Below are 19,449 nucleotides of genomic sequence, written 5' to 3' on the forward strand. Positions count from 1 at the left end.
GCGCGGCGGACGGTCAGTTGCGGCCGCCGTCTTCCCGATGGCCCGCGTCGTCGTCGGACGGCGCTTCGTCATCGGTTCCGCCGATTCGATACTTCTCGGCTGCCCAGGCGCCGAGATCGAGCTGCTTGCAGCGGGCGGAACAGAACGGGCGAAAGCGGTTTTCGGGCGTCCAGCGCACTCCCTTGCCGCAGGACGGGCATTTCACGACGGTAGCCATACGGATGATCGATGCGGCGCGAGGCCGCAGTTACAGGTTGCAGAGCGTGAGCTGGAACGGCACGTCGATGTCGACCGCGCGCGGCCGGACATCGCCGTCCTGCGCGGTGAAGCGCACCCATAGCATGTATTTGTTCGCGCTCGCCTCGGGAATCACGCGCAGCTCGGGAGAGACGCGCACCTGCATCAGCTGGTAGGTGCGTCCGGACAGCATCTGCTGATAGCTGCCCTGCATCGCCATCACCTTCGACGCCTGCCCGGATTCGCGCGCGAGGCGCAGCACGATCATCGCGGCGTCGCGCAGCGGCAGGAGCGGCATCGCCCACTTGGCGATGTCCTGGCGGCGCTGCTCGGCGGGCCACTGCTGCCACGCGTAGTACGAAGGGAGATCGAACTTGCAGGTGCCGCCGGGGATGACCGCGCGGCTGCGGATGCTGGCGAGCCATTCGTTGTCGATCAGATGCTGGCCGGTCTTGCCCTGCATCTGCGCGAGGTTCGCAAGCGTCTGCTCGATTTCGCCGAGCACGGCTTCCAGCGCGTTCTGCTCGATGCCTGGATTGCCGCGAAACGGCGCGAGCGTCTGCCGCTGGCGTTCGAGCTCCTTCATCAGATCCGATTTCAGATCTGCGCGGCCCGCGACTTCGGAGATTTCGAACAGCGTCGTCAGCGCGACATGATGCTCTCTCGCGTCCTCTTGAGCCACGAAGAACGTGAAGCGTTCGAACAAATCTTCGAGACGCAACAGCGTGCGGATTCGCTCGTTGAACGGATACTCGTAAAGAATCAAGCGCGCTCGCCTCTCGCGGTGGGTGACCAAAATTGCAGGGACATTCTAATGCCCACTGTCTACCCTCGCAATCGCGCCATTTTTCGGGGCGCATGGCGCACGCGGCGATTCCATGCACCGGACGCAACATATGCACCGCAAGTTCGTCATTTCTGCGCGCCGGCCGCGTGTGCGAGATAGCGTTGGTGCAGTGCGGCGACCTCGGCTGCGAGCTCGTCGTGCGACGCGCCGTCGTTGACGATCACGTCGTCGGCGGCGGCGAGACGTGCGTCGCGCGACGCCTGGCGCGCGACGATCGCCTCCACCTGCTCGCGGCTGAAGCCGTTGCGGCGCATCACGCGCGCGATTTGCGTCTCGACGTTGCAATCGACGACGAGCACGCGGTCGACGCGCGCCTTCCACGTGCCCGATTCGACGAGCAGCGGCACGACGAAAACGACGTACGCGCCTTGCGCGGCGCTCGCTTCGCGCTCGGTTTCTTCGCGGATCAGCGGATGAGTGATCGCCTCGAGCCGCTTGCGCGCGGATTCGTCGCTGAAGATCAGCTCGCGCATCTTCGTGCGATCGAGCGAGCCGTCGGCCGCGACGAACGCGGCGCCGAACTCGCGGGCGATGAGCGGCATCGCGAGGCCGCGCGGCGCGGTGATGCGGTGCGCGATCAGATCGGTGTCGACGATCGATGCGCCGAGCTCGCCGAACAGATTCGCGACGGTTGTCTTCCCGCTGCCGATTCCGCCCGTCAATCCCACCGAGAACATAGGTCAGCCTCCGAGCAGCAGATAGAACGGCGTGCCGAAAAAGAGGGTCGCCGCACCGCCCGCCGCGAGGAATGGACCGAACGGCAGCGGTTCCTCGAAGCGCATGCGGCCGCGCCAGGTCGCGACGAGGCCGACGGCGGCGCCCGCGACCGCGGCGATCAGCACGATTTGGGGCAGCGCTTCCCAGCCGAGCCATGCGCCGAGCGCGGCGAGGAGTTTCAGGTCGCCGTAACCGATCCCTTCAATGCCGCGCAGCAACTTGAAGAGCCACAGGATGCACCAGAGAAACAGATAGCCGGCGATCGCGCCGATCACCGCGGTGCGCAGGCTCGCGAACGTCTCCCACAGATTGACGCAAAGCCCGGCCCACAGCAGCGGCAGCGTCAGCGAATCGGGCAGAAAGCCGGTCTGCATGTCGATCGCGCTCATTGCGAGAAGCGCCGCGCACAGGCCGAACGCGGCGAGCGCAGCGACGCTCGGGCCGAAGAGCAAGAGCGAACCGGCGGCGAGCGCGCCGCTCGCGAGCTCGATGAGCGGATAGCGCGCGCCGATCGGCGCATGGCAGCGGCCGCAGCGGCCGCGCAATGCGATGTAGCTCAGGACCGGCACGTTTTCCCATGCGCGCAGCACGTGGCCGCAGTGCGGGCATGCGCTGCGCGGCGCCCAGAGGTTGTAGCGCGCCGGCAGGCCGTCGTCGGCGTGCGGCTCGCCCGTCGCTTCGGCGATCTCCGCGAGCCACGCGCGCTTCATCATGATCGGCAGCCGATGAACGACGACGTTGATGAAGCTGCCGACGACGAGGCCGAGCACGATCGCGAACGCAAGCTGCATGCCCGTGGGGAGCGCCGCGAACGCGGCGAGCGGCCCGGCGGCCGCGTGCGCGGCCGGATCGGGAAGGAACGGATTGGGCGTCATCGGGGCGGTTGGCATTGCAAATGGAGTCGGATTCGGCTGCGATGCTACACCACGTTGCCGAGCTGGACGATCGGCAAGTACATCGCGACCACGAGTGCGCCGATCAGCGCGCCGAGCACGACGATCACGACGGGTTCGCACATGTTCGCAAGCACGCCGATCTGTTCGTCGATGCGGCGATCGCAGAGCGCCGCGACGTCGATGAGCATCGTATCCAGCGTGCCCGATTCCTCGGCGACGGCGATCGGCTGGACGATGTCGTCCGGGAAGCACCTTTCGGCGCGCATTGCGCGGGCGAGCCGTTCGCCGTGCTGCAAGCGCGCGGCGATGCCGGCTGTCGCGAGATCGAAGCGTGCATTGCCGGTTGCGTTCGACAACGCGGCGAAAGCGTCGGTGAGGGGCGTGCCGGCGGCGAGCAGCGTGCCGAGCGCGCGGCTCCACCGGGCTGCGGCGAGCGTGCGCATGAGCGGTCCGGCGAACGGCGCGCGCAGCAGCGCCTGCGCGAGTGCAAGGCGCGCGGCCGCGGAACGGCGAGCTGCGTGGCGCAAGGCGAGGCCGGCGAGCAGTGCGAACGCGGCGACGGGCGCGCTCCAGCGTGTCACGCCAGCCGACAGCGCCAGAATGAAGCGGGTCGGCGCCGGCAGTGCGGCGCCGAAGCCCGAGAAGATCTGCTCGAACGTCGGCACGACCCAGATCAGCAGCGCTGCGGTGATCGCAAGCGCGAACAGCAGCACGGCGACGGGATAAGCGAGCGCGCCCCGGACTCGCGCATATTGCGCGGCCGCGCGCTCGCGATCGTCGGCGAGTCGTGCAAGGACGGCCGCGAGCGCCCCCGCCGTCTCGCCGACCGCGACCAGTTGGCAGAAGAGGGGATCGAACTGGCGCGGGTAGCGGCGCAGCGCGGCGGAGAACTGTCGTCCCGCAACGATCTCGCGCGCAAGGCCAGCCGCGATGCGTGGCATTTCGCTTCGCTGCATCGCTTGCGCGAGCAAGTCGAGCGACGGCGCGAGTGCGAGCCCCGCGCGCAGGAGGTCGGCGAGCTGCCGCGCGAAACGCGTGACTTCGCTCGCCCGCACGGCGGGCTGCGGCGCCGTGCCGCGCGCTTCGAGATGCAGCACCGTGACGCCCGTGCGCTTGAGCGCCGCACGGGCAGCGAACGGACTGACGGCGATCAGTGTGCCGCGCCGCCGCGCGCCGTCGGTCGTCACGCCTGCCCAGCGATATCGCGCCTCGATCGGTGGGGGCGGATTGCGCGTGCTCATGCCGCCTCCGTCGTGCCGAGCGCCTCGTCCAGGCTCGACGTGCCGTCGCGCACGCGGGCGAGCGCCGCGTCGCGCAGACTCGTCATGCCTTCGGTGCGCGCTTGCCGCGCGAGCTCGGCGCTGCTCGCGCGCGCGACGATCAGGTCGCGTTGCGCGTCGGACAGCGGCATGACTTGATGAACGCCGATGCGCCCCCGATAACCGATGCCATGGCACGCGGCGCAGCCCGCCGCCTCATAGGGACGCCAGCCGGCGTGGAGCGTAGCGGCGTCGAGGCCCGCCGCACGCAGAGCGTCGAGCGGCGCGCCGGACGGCGTACGGCACGCAGGACAGAGTCGCCGCACAAGCCGCTGCGCGGTCACGAGCCGCAGCGCGGCGGCGAGGTTGTACGGCGCGACGCCGATGTCGAGCAGTCGGGCCACCGCCGCGGGCGCGTCGTTCGTATGCAGCGTGGACAACACGAGATGCCCCGTCTGCGCGGCTTTCAGCGCGACGTCGGCGGTTTCCGCATCGCGTATCTCGCCAACCATGATGACGTCCGGGTCCTGGCGCAGGAACGCACGCAGCGCGACCGCGAAGGTCAAGCCCGCTTTCTCGCGCACGCCGACCTGATTGATTCCGTCGAGCTCGATTTCGGCCGGATCTTCGACCGTGCAGACGTTGCGCGACACGTCGTTCAGCATTTGCAGGAAGCAGTAGAGCGACAGCGTCTTGCCGCTGCCCGTCGGTCCCGTGACGAGGACGAGGCCGTGCGGCGCGCCGATCGCCGCCTCGACGTTGCGTGCCTGAGCGGCGTCGAAGCCGAGCTTGGCGAGCGACAGATTGTCGGGCAGCGTTTCGAGGCGCCGCAGCACGAGCTTTTCGCCATGCAGCGTCGGCAGCGAGCTGACCCGGTAGTCGCCCGCTCGCCCCGGCGCGAGCGTGAGCCGCAGGCGGCCGTCCTGCGGCACGCGGCGCTCGGCGATGTCCATTCGCGCGAGCACCTTGATGCGCGTCACGCATGCGTCGCGCAGATGGGCGGGCGGGCGCGCGAACTCGTGCAGCACGCCGTCGATGCGCAGGCGCACGCGCCAGCCGGATTCGCCCGGCTCGACGTGAATGTCGGACGCATCGCGTTCGTGCGCCGCGCGCAGCATGTCGGCGACGACACCTACCGCGGGCGCGTCGTCGGCGAGCTCGGCGGTGCGAGCCCGAGGCGGGGCGGACGCCGCGGGTGGGAGCGCCGCCGCGGGCCACGCGGAAGAAAAGGAAGGGTTGGGGGGCGTTGCGGACATCGGATTCGGCCTCGAGGCCGCCTGCTCGACACGATGGAGCGATCATCGCGCGTCGGGCAGGGCGGCCGCCAGTCGGCCGATCGGCCAACCGCGGCGCGCCGTCAGGCGTTCGACGCGCGCCCGCCGCGCTGCGTGCGCGGCTTGAACAGCTTGACCGTGCGCACGCCCTGGTCGTCGGTGCGCAGCACTTCGATCATCACGTCGTCGATCTTCAGACACACGTCGCCTTCGGGAATTTCCTCGAGCATTTCGAGGATCAGGCCATTGAGCGTCTTGGGGCCCGTGGTCGGCAGGCTCAGATGCAGCCAGCGGTTCAGCTCGCGCAGCGGCATGCTGCCCGCGACGATGCATTCGCCGTTCGCGTCCCAGCCGCTCTTCGAGTTTTCGCTTCGCGGCATCGTCGTCGTGAATTCGCCGATCAGCTCCTCGATGATGTCCTCCGGCGTGACGAGCCCCTGCAGCTCGCCGTATTCGTTGACGACGAGCGCCGTACGCTGCCGGCTCTCCTGGAAGAATTGCAACTGCTGGAACACGGGCGTGCCCGACGGCACGTAGTACGGTTCCGCGAGCAGCCCGCGCAGCGTTTCGCGATCGAAATCCTGATTGTGGAACGCGGCGAGCGTCTTGCGCACGTGCAGCACGCCGAGCACGCGGTCGATGTCGCCTTCGTAGACGACGAGCCGGTTGTGATAGCAGGTTTCGAGCTGATGCAGCACGTCGTCGAGCGGCGCGAGGATGTTGAGCGCCTCGATCTGGCGGCGCGGAATCATCACGTCGTCGACAGTGATGTTCTCGAGATCGAACAGATTGAGCAGGATGCTGCGGTGCTTGGTCGGCATGAAGCTGCCCGACTCGAGCACGAGCGAGCGCAGCTCCTCGGTCGACAGCCGCTGGTCGCGGCCCGCTTTCGTGTTGATCCGCAGCGTGGCGAGGATCGATCCCGACAGCGTGTTGACGAACCACACGACAGGCATCATCACGCGCATCAGCGGCGCGATCACGACGCTCGCCGGCAGCGCGATCCGTTCGGGGAACGTTGCGCCGACGATCTTCGGCGTGATCTCCGCGAACACGATGATGAGGAACGCGACGATGCCGGTCGCAATCGACAGCACGAAGTTGTTGTGGCCGAACGTGTGCAGCGCGATCGACGTCGTCAGCACCGGGATGATCGTGTTGAACAGGTTGTTGCCGATCAGGATCACGCTCAGCAACTGATCGGTTCGCGCGAGGAGCCCCTGCGTCGTTTTCGCGCCGAGCGCGCCGCGGCTCGCGAGATGTTTGAGCCGATGGCGATTGAGCGCCATCATCGCGGTTTCAGAAATGGAGAAGAAGCTGGAGCAGAGAAGAAGCAGGAAGACGGCGCTGATTTGCGCCCATAAGGGAATTTGGTCCACGCGTCGGAGAGTCGGTGAATGACAGGAATGGAAAAGACTATAGCAGAGGGGCGCGATCGGATCGTGTACGGCGCCGCGCCGTAGGTGCCGCAGCGCGACGCTCGCCGTCGCGCAAAAAAAAACCGCGCATCGTGTGCGCGGTTTTTTGTAAATCTGGTCGGGGTGAGAGGATTCGAACCTCCGGCCTCTACGTCCCGAACGTAGCGCTCTACCAGGCTAAGCTACACCCCGATTTGGACTCGATTCGTACTGCTTCGTCGCTTCGGTCTAGATCAAGACTGACGTGACGTCGAGTAAGAACATAATTCTAGCAGGCTCTCTTTGAAAATGGAAGAGGGAAATGAAGAAATCGCTGCGGCTGCTGCGTGGGCCTCCTGGCGAGCGCATTCGAGCGTATGGTCGAGCGCGCCCGACCGCGTGATTGCGTCGAAGATCGTGCCGAAGCGGTCGGTGCCGCCCTGCTCGATCGCCTCGCGCGCGAGCGCCGACTGCTCGGGCGTGCCGCGCTCGATCAGATAGATGAGCGGCAGCGTCGGCTTGCCTTCGCGCAGGTCGTCGCCGGCGTTCTTGCCCATCGACTCGGCAGTGCCCGCGTAGTCGAGCCAGTCGTCCATGATCTGGAACGCGGTGCCGATGCGGCGGCCGTATTCGGCGGCGGCGGCTTCCGTCGGCGCGTCGGCGCCCGCGAGCACCGCGCCGAGCCGCGCGGCGGCCTCGAACAGCTTCGCCGTCTTGTAGCGAATCACCTGCATGTAGCGGGTTTCGTCGACGTCGGCGTCGTGCATGTTCAGCAGTTGCAGCACTTCGCCTTCGGAGATGATCGTCGTCGCCTCCGACAGGATCTCCATCACGCGCATCTTGCCCACGCCCACCATCATCTCGAACGAGCGCGAGTACAGGTAGTCGCCCACGAGCACGCTCGCCGCATTGCCGAACAGTGCGTTCGCGGTCTTGCGGCCGCGCCGCAGCTCGGATTCGTCGACGACGTCGTCGTGCAGCAGCGTCGCCGTGTGGATGAATTCGACGACGGCCGCGAGCACGTGCTTCTGGCTCGTGTTTTCGCCGAGCGCGCCGGCGACGAGAAGAAGAAGCGCCGGCCGCAGCCGCTTGCCGCCCGCGCCGATGATGTACTCGGCGATCTGGTTGATCAGCAGCACGTCGGACGCGAGGCTTTGCCGGATGACGCGATTCACCTGCTCCATATCGCTTGCGATCGGGGCGAGCAGGTGGGCGGCGCTGAGGGAGGGGGTGGCAGTCGACGACATGATCATGGAAATGGGTAGTGCCGCGGATTATAAGGCGAATCGCCGTTGAGCCGAGCCGTCGTGCGACTTCATCGCGCGTTTTTCGGCCGTCCGGCCGATGTCCGCGCCACGATCAGGCGCGCAAGACGTGGATGGGCTTTGACCGAAGCGCTAACTCTATGTATAATCACGCGTTTTCCGCGCACGGTGTGCGGAAAAATGGATCCAGAGTGAGGTTCTCAATGTACGCGGTCATAAAAACCGGCGGCAAGCAGTACAAGGTTGCCGTTGGCGAAAAACTGAAAGTAGAACAGATACCGGCAGACATTGACGCAGAAATCACGCTCGACCAGGTTCTCGCAGTGGGCGAAGGCGAATCGATTAAGTTCGGTACGCCGCTGGTCAGTGGGGCTTCCGTCAAGGCTACCGTCGTATCTCACGGTCGTCATGCCAAGGTCACCATCTTCAAGATGCGTCGCCGGAAGCACTACCAAAAGCACGGCGGCCACCGCCAGAACTACACCGAGCTGCGCATCGACGCGATCAACGCGTAAGCGCCTCCCTCGGTAAAGGAGCAATCAGATGGCACACAAAAAAGCAGGCGGCTCGTCCCGGAACGGCCGCGACTCCGAGTCGAAGCGTCTCGGCGTCAAGGTGTATGGCGGCCAGGCGATCAACGCGGGCGGCATCATCGTGCGTCAACGCGGCACGCGCATGCACGCAGGCGAAAACGTCGGCATGGGCAAGGACCACACGCTCTTCGCGCTGGTCGACGGCCACGTGAAGTTCACGACGAAGGGCGCCGACAAGAAGCATACGGTCGTCGTCGTTCCGGCCGCTGCCTGAGTTCAGGCGCGACGGGCTTCGTAGCCAAGAAAAGGCCCCGCGGTAGCAGCGGGGCCTTTTTTATTTTGCGCGCGTCTTGCGCGCGGGCACCCGGCGCGCGCGTCGGCCGTTCGGCCGATTGGTCAAGCGCTGCGCCGCGCGGCACAATAGCGGGAATGGCAGCACATACTGAACGGAGTGACGGATGAAGTTCATTGACGAAGCGCGAATCGAAGTCATCGCCGGAGACGGGGGCGATGGCAGCGCGTCGATGCGCCGCGAGAAATTCGTCCCGTTCGGCGGGCCGGACGGCGGCGACGGCGGCCGCGGCGGCAGTGTCTACGTGATCGCGGATCGCAACATCAATACGCTGATCGACTATCGGTACGCGAAGAAGCACCTGGCGCGCAACGGCGAGAACGGTCGCGGCTCGGATTGCTACGGCAAGGGCGGCGACGACATCACGCTGCGCATGCCCGTCGGCACCGTGATCAACGACATGGATACGGGCGAGCTGATCGCCGATCTGACCGAGCACGATCAGAAGGTGCTCGTTGCGAAGGGCGGCGCGGGCGGCCTCGGCAATCTGCATTTCAAGTCGAGCACGAACCGCGCGCCGCGCCAGAAGACGGACGGCAAGCCGGGCGAGCGGCGCATGCTGAAGCTCGAGCTGAAGGTGCTTGCGGACGTGGGCCTCCTCGGGATGCCCAACGCCGGCAAGTCGACGTTCATTTCGTCGGTGTCGAACGCAAAGCCGAAGATCGCCGACTATCCGTTCACGACGCTCGCGCCGAATCTCGGCGTCGTGCGCGTCGGGCCGGGCAAGAGCTTCGTGATTGCCGACATTCCGGGCCTGATCGAAGGCGCGGCGGAGGGCGCGGGCCTCGGTCACCAGTTCCTGCGGCATCTGCAGCGCACGGGTCTCCTGTTGCATCTCGTCGATCTCGCGCCGTTCGACGAAAACGTCGATCCCGTTGCGGAGGCGAAGGCGATCGTCGGCGAGTTGCGCAAGTACGACGAATCGCTGTACGAGAAACCGCGCTGGCTCGTCCTGAACAAGCTCGACATGGTGCAGGAGGGCGAGCGCGGCGCGCGCGTCGCCGATTTCGTCGAGCGCTTCGGCTGGACGGGCCCCGTATTCGAGATCTCCGCGCTGACCGGCCAAGGCTGCGAAGCCCTCGTCTACGCGATCTATGACTATCTTGCCGAACATTCGGATGCGCATCGCGCCGAGCTCGCCGAGGATCTGGCGTCGGACGTGCGCTTTCGCGACGTACCGCCCGCGGCGGGCGAGCCGCGCGAGCGTGAAGCCGACGCGCCCTAAGCATATTCGCCGCCGCAACGCGCCGAGCGGTTCGCTCGGTGCGTGAGAGATTCAATCGCGCATCATTCACAGGAGACAGCGCACGATGCGTTCGATCATCGCCGATTCGAAGCGCCTGGTAGTGAAGGTCGGCTCGAGCCTCGTCACCAACGACGGTCGCGGGCTCGACCATGACGCCATCGGCCGATGGGCCGCCCAGATCGCCGCGTTGCGCGGCGCGGGCAAGGAGGTGGTGCTCGTGAGCTCAGGTGCGATCGCGGAAGGGATGCAGCGTCTCGGCTGGAACAAGCGGCCGCGTGAAATCGATGAACTGCAGGCGGCCGCGGCCGTCGGGCAGATGGGGCTCGCGCAGGTGTACGAGAGCCGCTTTGCCGAGCACGGTATCCGTACCGCGCAGATTCTCCTCACGCACGCGGATCTTGCCGATCGCGAGCGCTATCTGAACGCGCGTTCGACGCTCCTCACGCTGCTGCGGCTCGGCGTCGTGCCGATCATCAACGAGAACGACACCGTCGTCACCGACGAGATCAAGTTCGGCGACAACGACACGCTCGGTGCGCTCGTTGCGAACCTGATCGAAGGCGACGCGCTCATCATCCTGACCGACCAGCAGGGCCTCTTCACCGCCGATCCGCGCAAGGACCCGAGCGCGACGCTCGTCGCCGAGGCGAGCGCCGGCGCGCACGAGCTGGAGGCGATGGCGGGCGGCGCGGGCTCGAGCATCGGCCGTGGCGGCATGCTGACGAAAATCCTCGCGGCGAAGCGCGCCGCGCATAGCGGAGCGAACACGGTGATCGCGAGCGGCCGCGAGCGCGATGTGCTCGTGCGGCTCGCGTCGGGCGAAGCGATCGGCACGCAACTGATCGCACGCACCGCGCGGATGGCGGCGCGCAAGCAATGGATGGCCGATCACCTGCAGATGCGCGGCCACGTCGTCATCGATGCGGGCGCCGTCGACAAGCTGACGGCGGGCGGCAAGAGCCTGCTGCCGATCGGCGTCGTCGCGGTGCAGGGCGTGTTCGCGCGCGGCGAAGTGATCGCGTGCGTCGACGATGCGGGGCGCGAAGTTGCGCGCGGGATCACGAATTACAGCAGCGCCGAGACGAAGCTGATCCAGCGCAAGCCGAGCGGCGAGATCGAAGCGGTGCTCGGCTACATGCTCGAGCCCGAGCTGATTCATCGGGACAACCTCGTCGTCGTCTGACGACGCCGCGCGTCGAGCGAAGCCGAACGAACAAAGCGAACAAAACGAAAAAGCCCGCACGTGCGGGCTTTTTTTGCGTTTGTCGCGCTGTCGCGGCGCTGCTTCGCGGCCGATCTTCGGCGCATTCGCGCGTCCCGCCTGCCGGGGCGCCAGCAGGCGGTCGCGTGTCCGGCAGCACCCAATTAGCGGATCACAGGATTAGCGGATCTGATTGAGCGTCGTCCGGTTGTAGCGAATGTTCTCGACGATCGATTGGCGCTTGCCCGCCGGCATCTTGTTCGCGCAGAAGAAGTCCTGATAAAGCGCCGCATGGTACGCATTCAGCTCGCCGTTCTCGATGCGCTGCCAATCGGTTTCGACCGTGCGGTCCCAGCCGTCGTGGTCCGCGTTCAGGCCCGCATACTGGCGCCATTCATACGTATCGCAGCGAATGCCTTCGTAGTTGACGTTGCGCGCGCCGGCAGGGCTTGTCACGACGACGACATAGCGGACGACGCCGTCGGTGCCGACGTCGAGCGACTTCGAATCGACGAGGAACTTGAGCGGCGTGTTCTGCGACACGTTGAACGGCAGCAGATCGCTCGTCTGCGGCAGCGGCGGCAGCTTCTCGACCTTGTTTTCAGCCCATTGCGGCTGACGGTCGAGCAAGTAGGTGAACGCACTGTCGTCCTTGTTGGACGGGGTGTTCGAGTGGGCGCAGCCGGCCAGCGCGGCGGCCGCGGCAATCGACGCGGCGGCAAGAGCAATCGCTTTCAATATGCATACCTCGTAAAAAAAAGCGCGGCATCCTTCAATGCCGCGCCCGGTCATGCGTTTTTCATTCCCGCCGGACGAGCCCGCGCGTCAGTCGCGCAAGATCAGGCGGGGAGGATTTTCGTCGAGCGTGCTCGCGCCCGGCTCGATTTCCGAACAGACTGCCGACGCGTCGATCGCTGCCGGTGTTTCCGCGGCCGCGTGCCCGTTCGCGACGCGCGGATAGCGCGTCGCGCGCGGACCGCGCGACTTGTCGGGGCGCTGCGCCGGGCGGCGCAGGAAACGCGACAGTTCGGTCAACGCCAACTGATATACATCCCGCTTGAACTCGATCACCGCGTCGAGTGGCACCCAGTATTCGTTCCAGCGCCACGCATCGAACTCCGGATGATCCGTCGCGCGCAGGCAGATGTCGCAATCGCGCCCGACCATTCGCAGCAGGAACCAGATCTGCTTCTGGCCGCGATAATGACCGCGCACTTCGCGCTTGATGAACTTGTCTGGCACCTCATAACGCAACCAGTCGCGAGTGCGGCCGATGATCTTGACGTGTTCCGGCAGCAGCCCGGTTTCCTCGTGCAGTTCCCGGTACATCGCCTGCATCGGGGTCTCGCCGTACTTGATGCCCCCTTGCGGAAACTGCCAGGAATGCTCGCGGAGCCGCTTGCCCCAAAACACTTCGTTGCGCGCGTTCAAGAGGATGATGCCGACGTTCGGGCGAAAGCCTTCACGATCCAGCATACAACCACCTTCGAATCCTTTAAAATTGCTTTGATTATAAACAGATAACGGGCGTTGCGCACCGGAACGGAGCGAATCCGGGCGGGGCGCGTCAACTACACTGTCCCCGATTTGTCTGCTATGTCAGCTGCGCCGCACACTGTCAGGCGCAGTCGTTTATTCACCCTTAGACTTTTTTCGGGCGGCCCGCGTTGGCCGCTGCTAATGGAACCGTTCGCATGAAAGCCTCCCGTTTCTTTATCGGCACCCTGAAGGAAGCACCCGCCGACGCCGAGATCGTCAGTCACAAGCTGATGGTGCGCGCAGGCATGATCCGCCGCGTCGCCGGTGGCATCTACAACTATCTGCCGGTCGGCCTGCGCTCGATTCGCAAGGTCGAGGCGATCGTGCGCGAGGAGATGAACCGTGCGGGCGCGATCGAACTGCTGATGCCCGCCGTGCAGCCGGCCGAGCTGTGGCAGGAGTCGGGGCGCTGGGAGCAGTATGGCCCGGAGCTGCTGCGCTTCAAGGATCGCAAGCAGAACGAATTCGTGATCGGGCCGACGCACGAAGAGGTGATCACCGACATCGCGCGCAACCAGATCAAGAGCTACCGGCAGATGCCGGTGAACTTCTACCAGATCCAGGCGAAGTTCCGCGACGAGATCCGTCCGCGCTTCGGCGTGATGCGCGGGCGCGAATTCATCATGAAGGATGCGTACTCGTTCGACAAGGACCACGAAGGCCTCAAGGAATCGTACAAGAAGATGTACGACGCGTACGTGCGGATCTTCACGCGGATCGGCCTCGAGTTCCGCCCGGTCGCAGCCGACAACGGCTCGATCGGCGGCAGCGGCTCGCACGAATTCCACGTGATCGCCGATACCGGCGAGGACGCGATCGCCTACTGCCCGACGTCCGACTTCGCGGCGAACGTCGAGGCGGCCGAGGCGCTGCCGCTGCTCGCTAGCCGTGCGGCGCCCGCCGAGGCGATGCAGAAGGTCGCGACGCCCGGCAAGGCGAAGTGCGAGGCGGTCGCCGAGCTGATGGGCATTCCGCTCGAGCGCACGATCAAGTCGATCGTGCTCGCGACCGACAACGACGGCGCCGAGCCGACGATCTGGTTGCTGATGCTGCGCGGCGACCACGATCTGAACGAGATCAAGGCGGCGAAGCTGCCGGGCTTGGCCGGCTATCGCTTCGCGACCGAGGCGGAGATCGTCGAGTGGTTCGGCACGCCGCCCGGCTATCTCGGCCCGATCGGCACGAAGAAGCCGGTGCGCGTGGTCGCCGATCGCACGGTCGCGAACATGAGCGACTTCGTCGTCGGCGCGAACGAGGTCGATTACCACATCGCCGGCGTGAACTGGGGCCGCGACCTGCCGGAGCCCGTGATCGCCGACATCCGCAACGTGAAGGCGGGCGATCCGTCGCCGGACGGCAAGGGCGCGCTCGACATCTGCCGCGGCATCGAAGTCGGCCACGTGTTCCAGCTCGGCACGAAGTATTCGGATGCGATGGGCGCGACGTTCATCGACGAATCGGGCAAGGCGCAGCCGATGGTGATGGGCTGCTACGGGATCGGCGTCACGCGGATTCTCGGCGCGGCGATCGAGCAGAATTTCGACGACAAGGGGATCATCTGGCCGGAGGCGATCGCGCCGTTCGAGATCGTGCTCTGCCCGATGGGCTATGACCGCAGCGACGCGGTGCGCGAAGCGGCCGACAAGCTCTACGCGGATCTGGCCGCGGCGGGCGTCGACGTGATCCTCGACGATCGCGGCGAGCGCCCGGGCGTGATGTTCGCCGACTGGGAGCTGATCGGTGTGCCGCACCGCCTCGTGATCGGCGAGCGCGGCCTGAAGGACGGCAAGATCGAGTACCAGGGCCGCCGCGACGCCGAAGCGACGCTGCTGCCCGCCGATTCGGCCGCGGCGACGGTCGTCGAGAAGGTCCGCGCGGCGCTCGGCCGCTGATCGTCGACGAAGCGAAGAGAAGAGGGAGGCGCGTTGGAGTCGAATTTCCTGTCGGCGACGGTGCTTCTCGTCCTCATCACCGATCCGCTCGGCAACATCCCGCTCGTCATCGCCGCGCTGCGGGACGTGCCGCGCGAGCGGCGCGTGAAGGTCATCCTGCGCGAAGTGGCGATCGCGTTCGTGATCCTGCTGTTCTTCATGGTCGTCGGCGACCGCTTCCTGCGGATGATGAGCCTGACCGACCTGTCGCTGCGGATCGGCGGCGGGATCGTGCTGTTCCTGATCGCGCTCAGGATGATCTTCCCGCATCCGGACGGCGCGCTCGGCAACGATCCGCGCACGGGCGGCGAGCCGTTCATCGTGCCGCTCGCGATTCCGGCGCTCGCCGGGCCGTCGGCACTCGCGACGGTGATGCTGCTCACGTCGCAGGCGCCGGGCAAGATGCTCGAATGGGCGGGCGCGCTGACAGTGACGATGCTCGTCTGCGCGGTTACGCTCGTGCTCGCCGAGCGGATTCAGCAGTGGCTCGGCGAGCGCACGGTGGTTGCGTTCGAGCGGCTGATGGGGCTCGTGCTGGTCGCGATTTCGGTCGAGATGATGATGGCGGGCATCCGCACCTTCGTTCACCAGTTGTGACGAACCGGCGTGACGATCGGCCGACGCTTTGCGCCGCCATCGATCGCCTAATAAAGAAAAGCGGCTCGCGCACGATGCGCGAGCCGCTTTTTTGTTTCCGACGGGGCGGCGCTCGACGCCGCCGCGCGGGCGTCAGACGTCCGCCGTCAGCGCGCGGATCGTCGGCAGGTTGCGCCAGTAGCCCTTCGCGTCCATCCCGCAGCCGAACACGTAGCGGTCCGGCACCGCGAACCCGCAGTAGTCCGGATGCAGCGGCTTCGCCTTCGTGAGCGTCTTCTCGCACAGCACCGCGGAGAGGAAGCGCGTCGCGCCCATCTCGAGGATGCGGTCGCGGATCGCGGCCATCGTTTCGCCTTCGTCGAGGATGTCGTCGAGCACGAGCACGATGCGGTCCTTCACCGATTCGCGCGGCGCGACACGCCAATGCATCTCGGGGCTGCCCTTTGTCGTGTTGCGGTAGCGGGTCAGGTGGATGTAGTCGAACTCGAGCGGGAAATCGAGGTGCGGCAGCAGCATGCCGGTGAACACCGCCGCACCGCCCATCACCGACAGCACGAGCGGAAACTCCTCGCCGATCTGGCCACGGATCTCCGCGGCCATCCTGCCGATCGACGCGTTGACTTCGTCGGCGGAGACGATCTCTTCGGAGTGTTGGAAAATGTGGAGGGCTTCTTCTCGATTCATGAGGTCTGGCGAGCGGTCTCGTCTGGGGTACCAATAAGAATGAAACAATGCGGCGCCACGTGCTACAGCATATACCCGCGCGCGGCGCCGCGGCGAATCAGCGCAGGCCGGGCATCATGCCCTTTATGCCGCGCATCATCTTCTGCAGGTTGCCGCCCTTCAACTTCTTCATCATCGTGCGCATCTGGTCGTACTGATTGAGCATCCGGTTGACTTCCTGCACCGGCACGCCCGCGCCCGCGGCGATCCGGCGCTTGCGCGTCGCCTTGATGATCTCGGGCTTCGCGCGCTCGGCGGGCGTCATCGAACTGATGATGCCTTCCATCCGGCGGATCTGCTTTTCGGCCTGGCCCATGTCGGCGCCGGCCGCGGCCTGCTGGAACTGCGCGGGCAGCTTGTCCATCAGCGACGACAGCCCGCCCATGTTCTTCATTTGCGAGATTTGCGCGCGGAAGTCGTTCAGGTCGAAGTCGCCGCCTTTCTTCACCTTGTTGGCGAGCTTCTCCGCAGCCTGGATGTCGACGCCGCGCTGCGCTTCCTCGACGAGCGCGAGGATGTCGCCCATCCCGAGGATTCGGTTCGCCATCCGGTCGGGGTGGAACACTTCGAGGCCGTCGAGCTTTTCGGCGACGCCGACGAACTTGATCGGCTTGCCCGTCACGTGGCGCACCGACAGCGCGGCGCCGCCGCGCGAGTCGCCGTCGAGCTTCGTCAGCACGACGCCCGTGAGCGGCAGCGCGTCGTTGAACGCCTTCGCGGTGTTGACGGCGTCCTGGCCGAGCATCGCGTCGACGACGAAGAGCGTCTCGACTGGCTTGAGCGCCGCGTGCAGCGCGGCGATCTCCTGCATCATCGCTTCGTCGATGCCGAGGCGGCCCGCGGTGTCGACGAGCAGCACGTCGTGATAGTGGCGCTTCGCCCAGTCGACGGCTGCGTTTGCGATGTCGACGGGCTTCTGGTCGGGCGTCGACGGGAAGAAGTCGGCGCCGACCTGCTCGCTCACCGTTTTCAGCTGCGCGATGGCGGCCGGGCGATAGACGTCGCACGAGACCGTGAGCACCTTCTTCTTGTACTTCTCGCGCAGGAGCTTCGCGAGCTTGCCGACGGTCGTCGTCTTGCCGGCGCCCTGCAGGCCCGCCATCAGGATGATCGCGGGCGGCGTGACGGCGAGGTTCAGCTCGGCCGCCTTGCCTTCGTAGTCGCCGCCGATCACGGCGGTCAGTTCCTTCTGGACCACGCCGACGAGCGCCTGACCGGGCGACAGGCTGCTGATCACCTCCTCGCCGAGCGCTTTTTCCTTGACCTTCGCGATGAAGTCGCGGACGACGGGCAGCGCGACGTCGGCTTCGAGGAGCGCAAGCCGCACCTCGCGGAGCATCTCCTGGGTGTTCGCCTCGGTGAGCCGGGCCTCGCCGCGCAGCGTCTTGACGACGCGCGCCATCCGTTGGGTGAGATTGTCGAGCATGGGGAGCGATGGACAGTGAAGCCCGCAGGCGCGAGTGGGACAAAAAGCCGGCCGTCGCGGGTAGGGGGCCTAGTGTAAACTTCGAACATGGATATTGTACTGTATGCCCTCACCGCGCTCCTGTATGGCGGCCTCGCCGTCGCCGGCTGGCGCACGCGCCGCATGGGCGAGGCGGGGCCGTTCGTCGCGAGCGTGCCGTCCGTTCCGCACGTGCGCGAACCTGCGCCGCCCGGGATGGGCGGGCTCGGGCGCGCGCTTCTCGGCGCCGCGCTGCTCGCGCACGGGGTGCTGCTGCACATGACGATCTTCCCGCACGACGCGATGGTGTTCGGCTTCGCGTTCGCGCTGTCGGCGATGTTCTGGCTCGGCGCCGGCATCTACTGGGTCGAGAGCTTCTTCTTTCCGCTCGACGGCATGCGGCTTCTCGTGCTGCCGCTCGCGTGCGTCGCGTCGCTCCTGCCGCTCGCGTTCGGCGGCGTGCGCGTGCTGCCGTATGCGGCCGCGCCGCTCTTCAAGGTGCACTTCCTGATCGCGAACATCGCGTATGGGCTCTTCGCGATCGCGGCGCTCCACGCGGTGCTGATGCTGATGGTCGAGCGGCGTCTGCACGCGCTGCGGCGCGACGGGTTTCGCGAGTCGGCGGGCTGGGTCGCCGGCTGGCTCGACACGCTGCCGCCGCTCCTGACGCTCGAGAAGCTGCTGTTTCGCCTCATCGGCGCGGGCTTCGTCCTGCTCACGCTGACGCTCGCGACGGGCATCCTGTTCAGCGAGCAGATCGACGCGCGCGCGCTCAAGCTCGATCACAAGACCGTGTTCGCGATCCTGTCCTGGCTGATGTTCGGCGGGCTCCTCGTCGCGCACAAGACGTCCGGCTGGCGAGGCCGCGGCGTGGCACGCTGGGTGCTCGCGTCGTTCGTCGCGCTGCTGCTCGCCTACGTCGGCAGCCGCTTCGTTCTCGAGGTGCTGCTGCACCGTTCCGTGGTTTGATCACCTGATCTCGATGCGACAAATCCTTCTTCTCATCGTGCTGTTCTTCGCGAGCTCGTGGCTCGCGAGAAAGATTCGCCGGGCGCAGGCACGCGGCGACGGCCCGTTCGCGGGCGGCGCGGGCCACACCGCGGATTCCGCGTCAGGCCCGGGCGGCGCGGCTCATGCGGGCCGCGCGCGCGACGCCGCGCTGCCGGAGCCGATGGTCCGCTGCGCGGAGTGCGGCGTGCATGCGCCGAAGAGCGATGCAGTCGCCGCAGGCGGCGAGTATTTCTGCAGTCCGGAGCACGCGGCGCGCCACGCCGCGCATTCGGGCGGCCGCAGCGAACCATGAGCGACGTGCGGCGCTTCACCGTCGACGCCGACGGCTGGGTCGACGGCGTGCGGCGCGAGCCGTCGCCGAATTTCGAGGCGCGGCCCGACGGCGCCGTGCCTTCGCTCGTGGTGATCCACAACATCAGTCTGCCTCCCGGCGAGTTCGGCGGCGACGCGATCGTCGAGCTGTTCCAGAATCGTCTCGACTGCGACGCGCATCCGTACTACGCCGCGCACCTGCGCGGCGTGCGGGTCTCCGCGCATTTCCTGATCCGGCGCGACGGTGCGCTGATCCAGTTCGTGTCGTGCGACGCGCGCGCTTGGCACGCGGGCGCGTCGAGCTTCTTCGGCCGCGAGCGCTGTAACGATTTTTCAATTGGCATCGAGCTCGAAGGCGCGGACGACGTCGCGTTCGATGCGCCGCAATACGCGACGCTCGCCGCGCTCGCGCGCGCGCTCGCCGCGCATTACCCGATCGATGCGTTCGCGGGCCACGAGCATGTCGCGCCCGGACGCAAGACCGATCCTGGTCCGTACTTCGATTGGCAACGTCTTGCAGACGATGCCGGTTTCCCGCCGCGATACTTTCCCTATCGGAAGCACTGAGCGGGGTCTTTTTGACACGCGCCGCATCGTTTCAGTGGCCGCGCCTTGTCGCGTCGGCGTATCGCGCTTGTCAATAGACCGCGAGCAAATTTTTCCTTTGG

Annotated in this window: 21 protein-coding genes and 1 tRNA gene; 9 read left to right on the forward strand and 13 right to left on the reverse strand. The window is 66.5% G+C overall.

Annotated elements, in window-relative coordinates; genetic code table 11:
• Positions 1-13: 13 nt before the first annotated feature.
• The 9 genes from WS78_RS02010 to WS78_RS02050 form a co-directional block, all read right to left on the reverse strand.
• Complete coding sequence (locus WS78_RS02010) at positions 14-217, reverse strand: DNA gyrase inhibitor YacG (protein ID WP_059583262.1); 204 nt, start codon at positions 215-217, stop codon at positions 14-16.
• A gap of 30 nt (positions 218-247) precedes the next feature.
• Positions 248-1,003 (reverse strand): cell division protein ZapD, encoded by a 756-nt coding sequence (zapD, locus tag WS78_RS02015; RefSeq protein ID WP_038754444.1) that lies wholly within the window; start codon positions 1,001-1,003, stop codon positions 248-250.
• 146 nt (positions 1,004-1,149) lie between these two features.
• Positions 1,150-1,761, reverse strand: a complete 612-nt coding sequence (gene coaE / locus WS78_RS02020; RefSeq protein WP_059583264.1) for a dephospho-CoA kinase — start codon at positions 1,759-1,761, stop codon at positions 1,150-1,152.
• A 3-nt stretch (positions 1,762-1,764) separates the two neighbouring features.
• Entirely contained in the window at positions 1,765-2,676 is a 912-nt protein-coding gene (locus WS78_RS02025) for a prepilin peptidase (protein WP_038754438.1), read from the reverse strand.
• Between the two features lie 44 nt (positions 2,677-2,720).
• Positions 2,721-3,938 (reverse strand): type II secretion system F family protein, encoded by a 1,218-nt coding sequence (locus WS78_RS02030; protein WP_059583267.1) that lies wholly within the window; start codon positions 3,936-3,938, stop codon positions 2,721-2,723.
• On the reverse strand, positions 3,935-5,212 hold the full coding sequence (locus tag WS78_RS02035; protein ID WP_038754432.1) for a GspE/PulE family protein: 1,278 nt from the start codon (positions 5,210-5,212) through the stop codon (positions 3,935-3,937). Before WS78_RS02035 ends, WS78_RS02030 begins: the two co-directional genes overlap by 4 nt.
• A 101-nt stretch (positions 5,213-5,313) precedes the next feature.
• Complete coding sequence (locus WS78_RS02040; protein WP_231752040.1) at positions 5,314-6,522, reverse strand: HlyC/CorC family transporter; 1,209 nt, start codon at positions 6,520-6,522, stop codon at positions 5,314-5,316.
• Positions 6,523-6,763: 241 nt separating this feature from the next.
• A tRNA-Pro gene (locus WS78_RS02045) sits at positions 6,764-6,840 on the reverse strand.
• Between the two features lie 41 nt (positions 6,841-6,881).
• Positions 6,882-7,874 carry a polyprenyl synthetase family protein gene (locus WS78_RS02050; protein ID WP_059583637.1) on the reverse strand — a complete coding sequence of 331 codons (993 nt, stop codon included), beginning with the start codon at positions 7,872-7,874 and terminating at the stop codon, positions 6,882-6,884.
• A 221-nt stretch (positions 7,875-8,095) separates the two neighbouring features.
• Here WS78_RS02050 and rplU point away from each other — a divergent pair, with 221 nt between their 5' ends.
• The 4 genes from rplU (at position 8,096) to proB (ending at position 11,206) form a co-directional block, all read left to right on the forward strand.
• Positions 8,096-8,407 carry a 50S ribosomal protein L21 gene (gene rplU / locus WS78_RS02060; RefSeq protein WP_006025184.1) on the forward strand — a complete coding sequence of 104 codons (312 nt, stop codon included), beginning with the start codon at positions 8,096-8,098 and terminating at the stop codon, positions 8,405-8,407.
• A 28-nt stretch (positions 8,408-8,435) separates the two neighbouring features.
• A complete protein-coding gene (rpmA, locus tag WS78_RS02065; RefSeq protein ID WP_006025185.1) occupies positions 8,436-8,699 on the forward strand; it encodes a 50S ribosomal protein L27 in 264 nt (87 codons plus the stop codon).
• Positions 8,700-8,883: 184 nt separating this feature from the next.
• Positions 8,884-10,002 (forward strand): Obg family GTPase CgtA, encoded by a 1,119-nt coding sequence (cgtA, locus tag WS78_RS02070; RefSeq protein WP_059583270.1) that lies wholly within the window; start codon positions 8,884-8,886, stop codon positions 10,000-10,002.
• Between the two features lie 85 nt (positions 10,003-10,087).
• A complete protein-coding gene (proB, locus tag WS78_RS02075) occupies positions 10,088-11,206 on the forward strand; it encodes a glutamate 5-kinase (protein WP_038754411.1) in 1,119 nt (372 codons plus the stop codon).
• A gap of 198 nt (positions 11,207-11,404) precedes the next feature.
• Here proB and WS78_RS02080 read toward each other — a convergent pair whose 3' ends face one another.
• Both WS78_RS02080 and WS78_RS02085 read right to left on the reverse strand, forming a co-directional pair.
• Complete coding sequence (locus tag WS78_RS02080; protein ID WP_059670746.1) at positions 11,405-11,962, reverse strand: CNP1-like family protein; 558 nt, start codon at positions 11,960-11,962, stop codon at positions 11,405-11,407.
• Positions 11,963-12,049: 87 nt separating this feature from the next.
• Positions 12,050-12,700 (reverse strand): RNA pyrophosphohydrolase, encoded by a 651-nt coding sequence (locus WS78_RS02085; protein ID WP_038754405.1) that lies wholly within the window; start codon positions 12,698-12,700, stop codon positions 12,050-12,052.
• Between the two features lie 218 nt (positions 12,701-12,918).
• Between WS78_RS02085 and WS78_RS02095 the strand changes: the two genes are divergently transcribed.
• Together WS78_RS02095 and WS78_RS02100 are read left to right on the forward strand one after the other, a co-directional pair.
• Positions 12,919-14,655 (forward strand): proline--tRNA ligase, encoded by a 1,737-nt coding sequence (locus tag WS78_RS02095; protein WP_059583274.1) that lies wholly within the window; start codon positions 12,919-12,921, stop codon positions 14,653-14,655.
• Positions 14,656-14,688: 33 nt separating this feature from the next.
• A complete protein-coding gene (locus tag WS78_RS02100; RefSeq protein WP_038754400.1) occupies positions 14,689-15,291 on the forward strand; it encodes a MarC family protein in 603 nt (200 codons plus the stop codon).
• 132 nt (positions 15,292-15,423) lie between these two features.
• On the opposite strand, the gene WS78_RS02105 is transcribed toward WS78_RS02100, so the two are convergent.
• On the reverse strand, positions 15,424-15,975 hold the full coding sequence (locus tag WS78_RS02105) for a hypoxanthine-guanine phosphoribosyltransferase (RefSeq protein WP_038754398.1): 552 nt from the start codon (positions 15,973-15,975) through the stop codon (positions 15,424-15,426).
• 97 nt (positions 15,976-16,072) lie between these two features.
• Positions 16,073-17,440 (reverse strand): signal recognition particle protein, encoded by a 1,368-nt coding sequence (gene ffh / locus WS78_RS02110; RefSeq protein WP_059583276.1) that lies wholly within the window; start codon positions 17,438-17,440, stop codon positions 16,073-16,075.
• 87 nt (positions 17,441-17,527) lie between these two features.
• On the opposite strand from ffh, the gene WS78_RS02115 reads away from it, so the two are divergent.
• Genes WS78_RS02115 through ampD form a run of 3 tightly spaced genes read left to right on the forward strand, consistent with a single transcriptional unit; the run spans position 17,528 to position 19,348 of the window.
• Positions 17,528-18,427, forward strand: coding sequence for a cytochrome C assembly family protein (locus WS78_RS02115; RefSeq protein ID WP_059583279.1), 900 nt, complete (start codon positions 17,528-17,530; stop codon positions 18,425-18,427).
• A 13-nt stretch (positions 18,428-18,440) separates the two neighbouring features.
• Complete coding sequence (locus tag WS78_RS02120) at positions 18,441-18,761, forward strand: PP0621 family protein (RefSeq protein WP_038754389.1); 321 nt, start codon at positions 18,441-18,443, stop codon at positions 18,759-18,761.
• Entirely contained in the window at positions 18,758-19,348 is a 591-nt protein-coding gene (ampD, locus tag WS78_RS02125; protein WP_059583281.1) for a 1,6-anhydro-N-acetylmuramyl-L-alanine amidase AmpD, read from the forward strand. The genes WS78_RS02120 and ampD overlap by 4 nt, the downstream gene beginning before the upstream one ends.
• Positions 19,349-19,449: the final 101 nt, after the last annotated feature.

Source organism: Burkholderia savannae (assembly GCF_001524445.2).
Taxonomy (GTDB): Bacteria; Pseudomonadota; Gammaproteobacteria; order Burkholderiales; family Burkholderiaceae; genus Burkholderia; species Burkholderia savannae.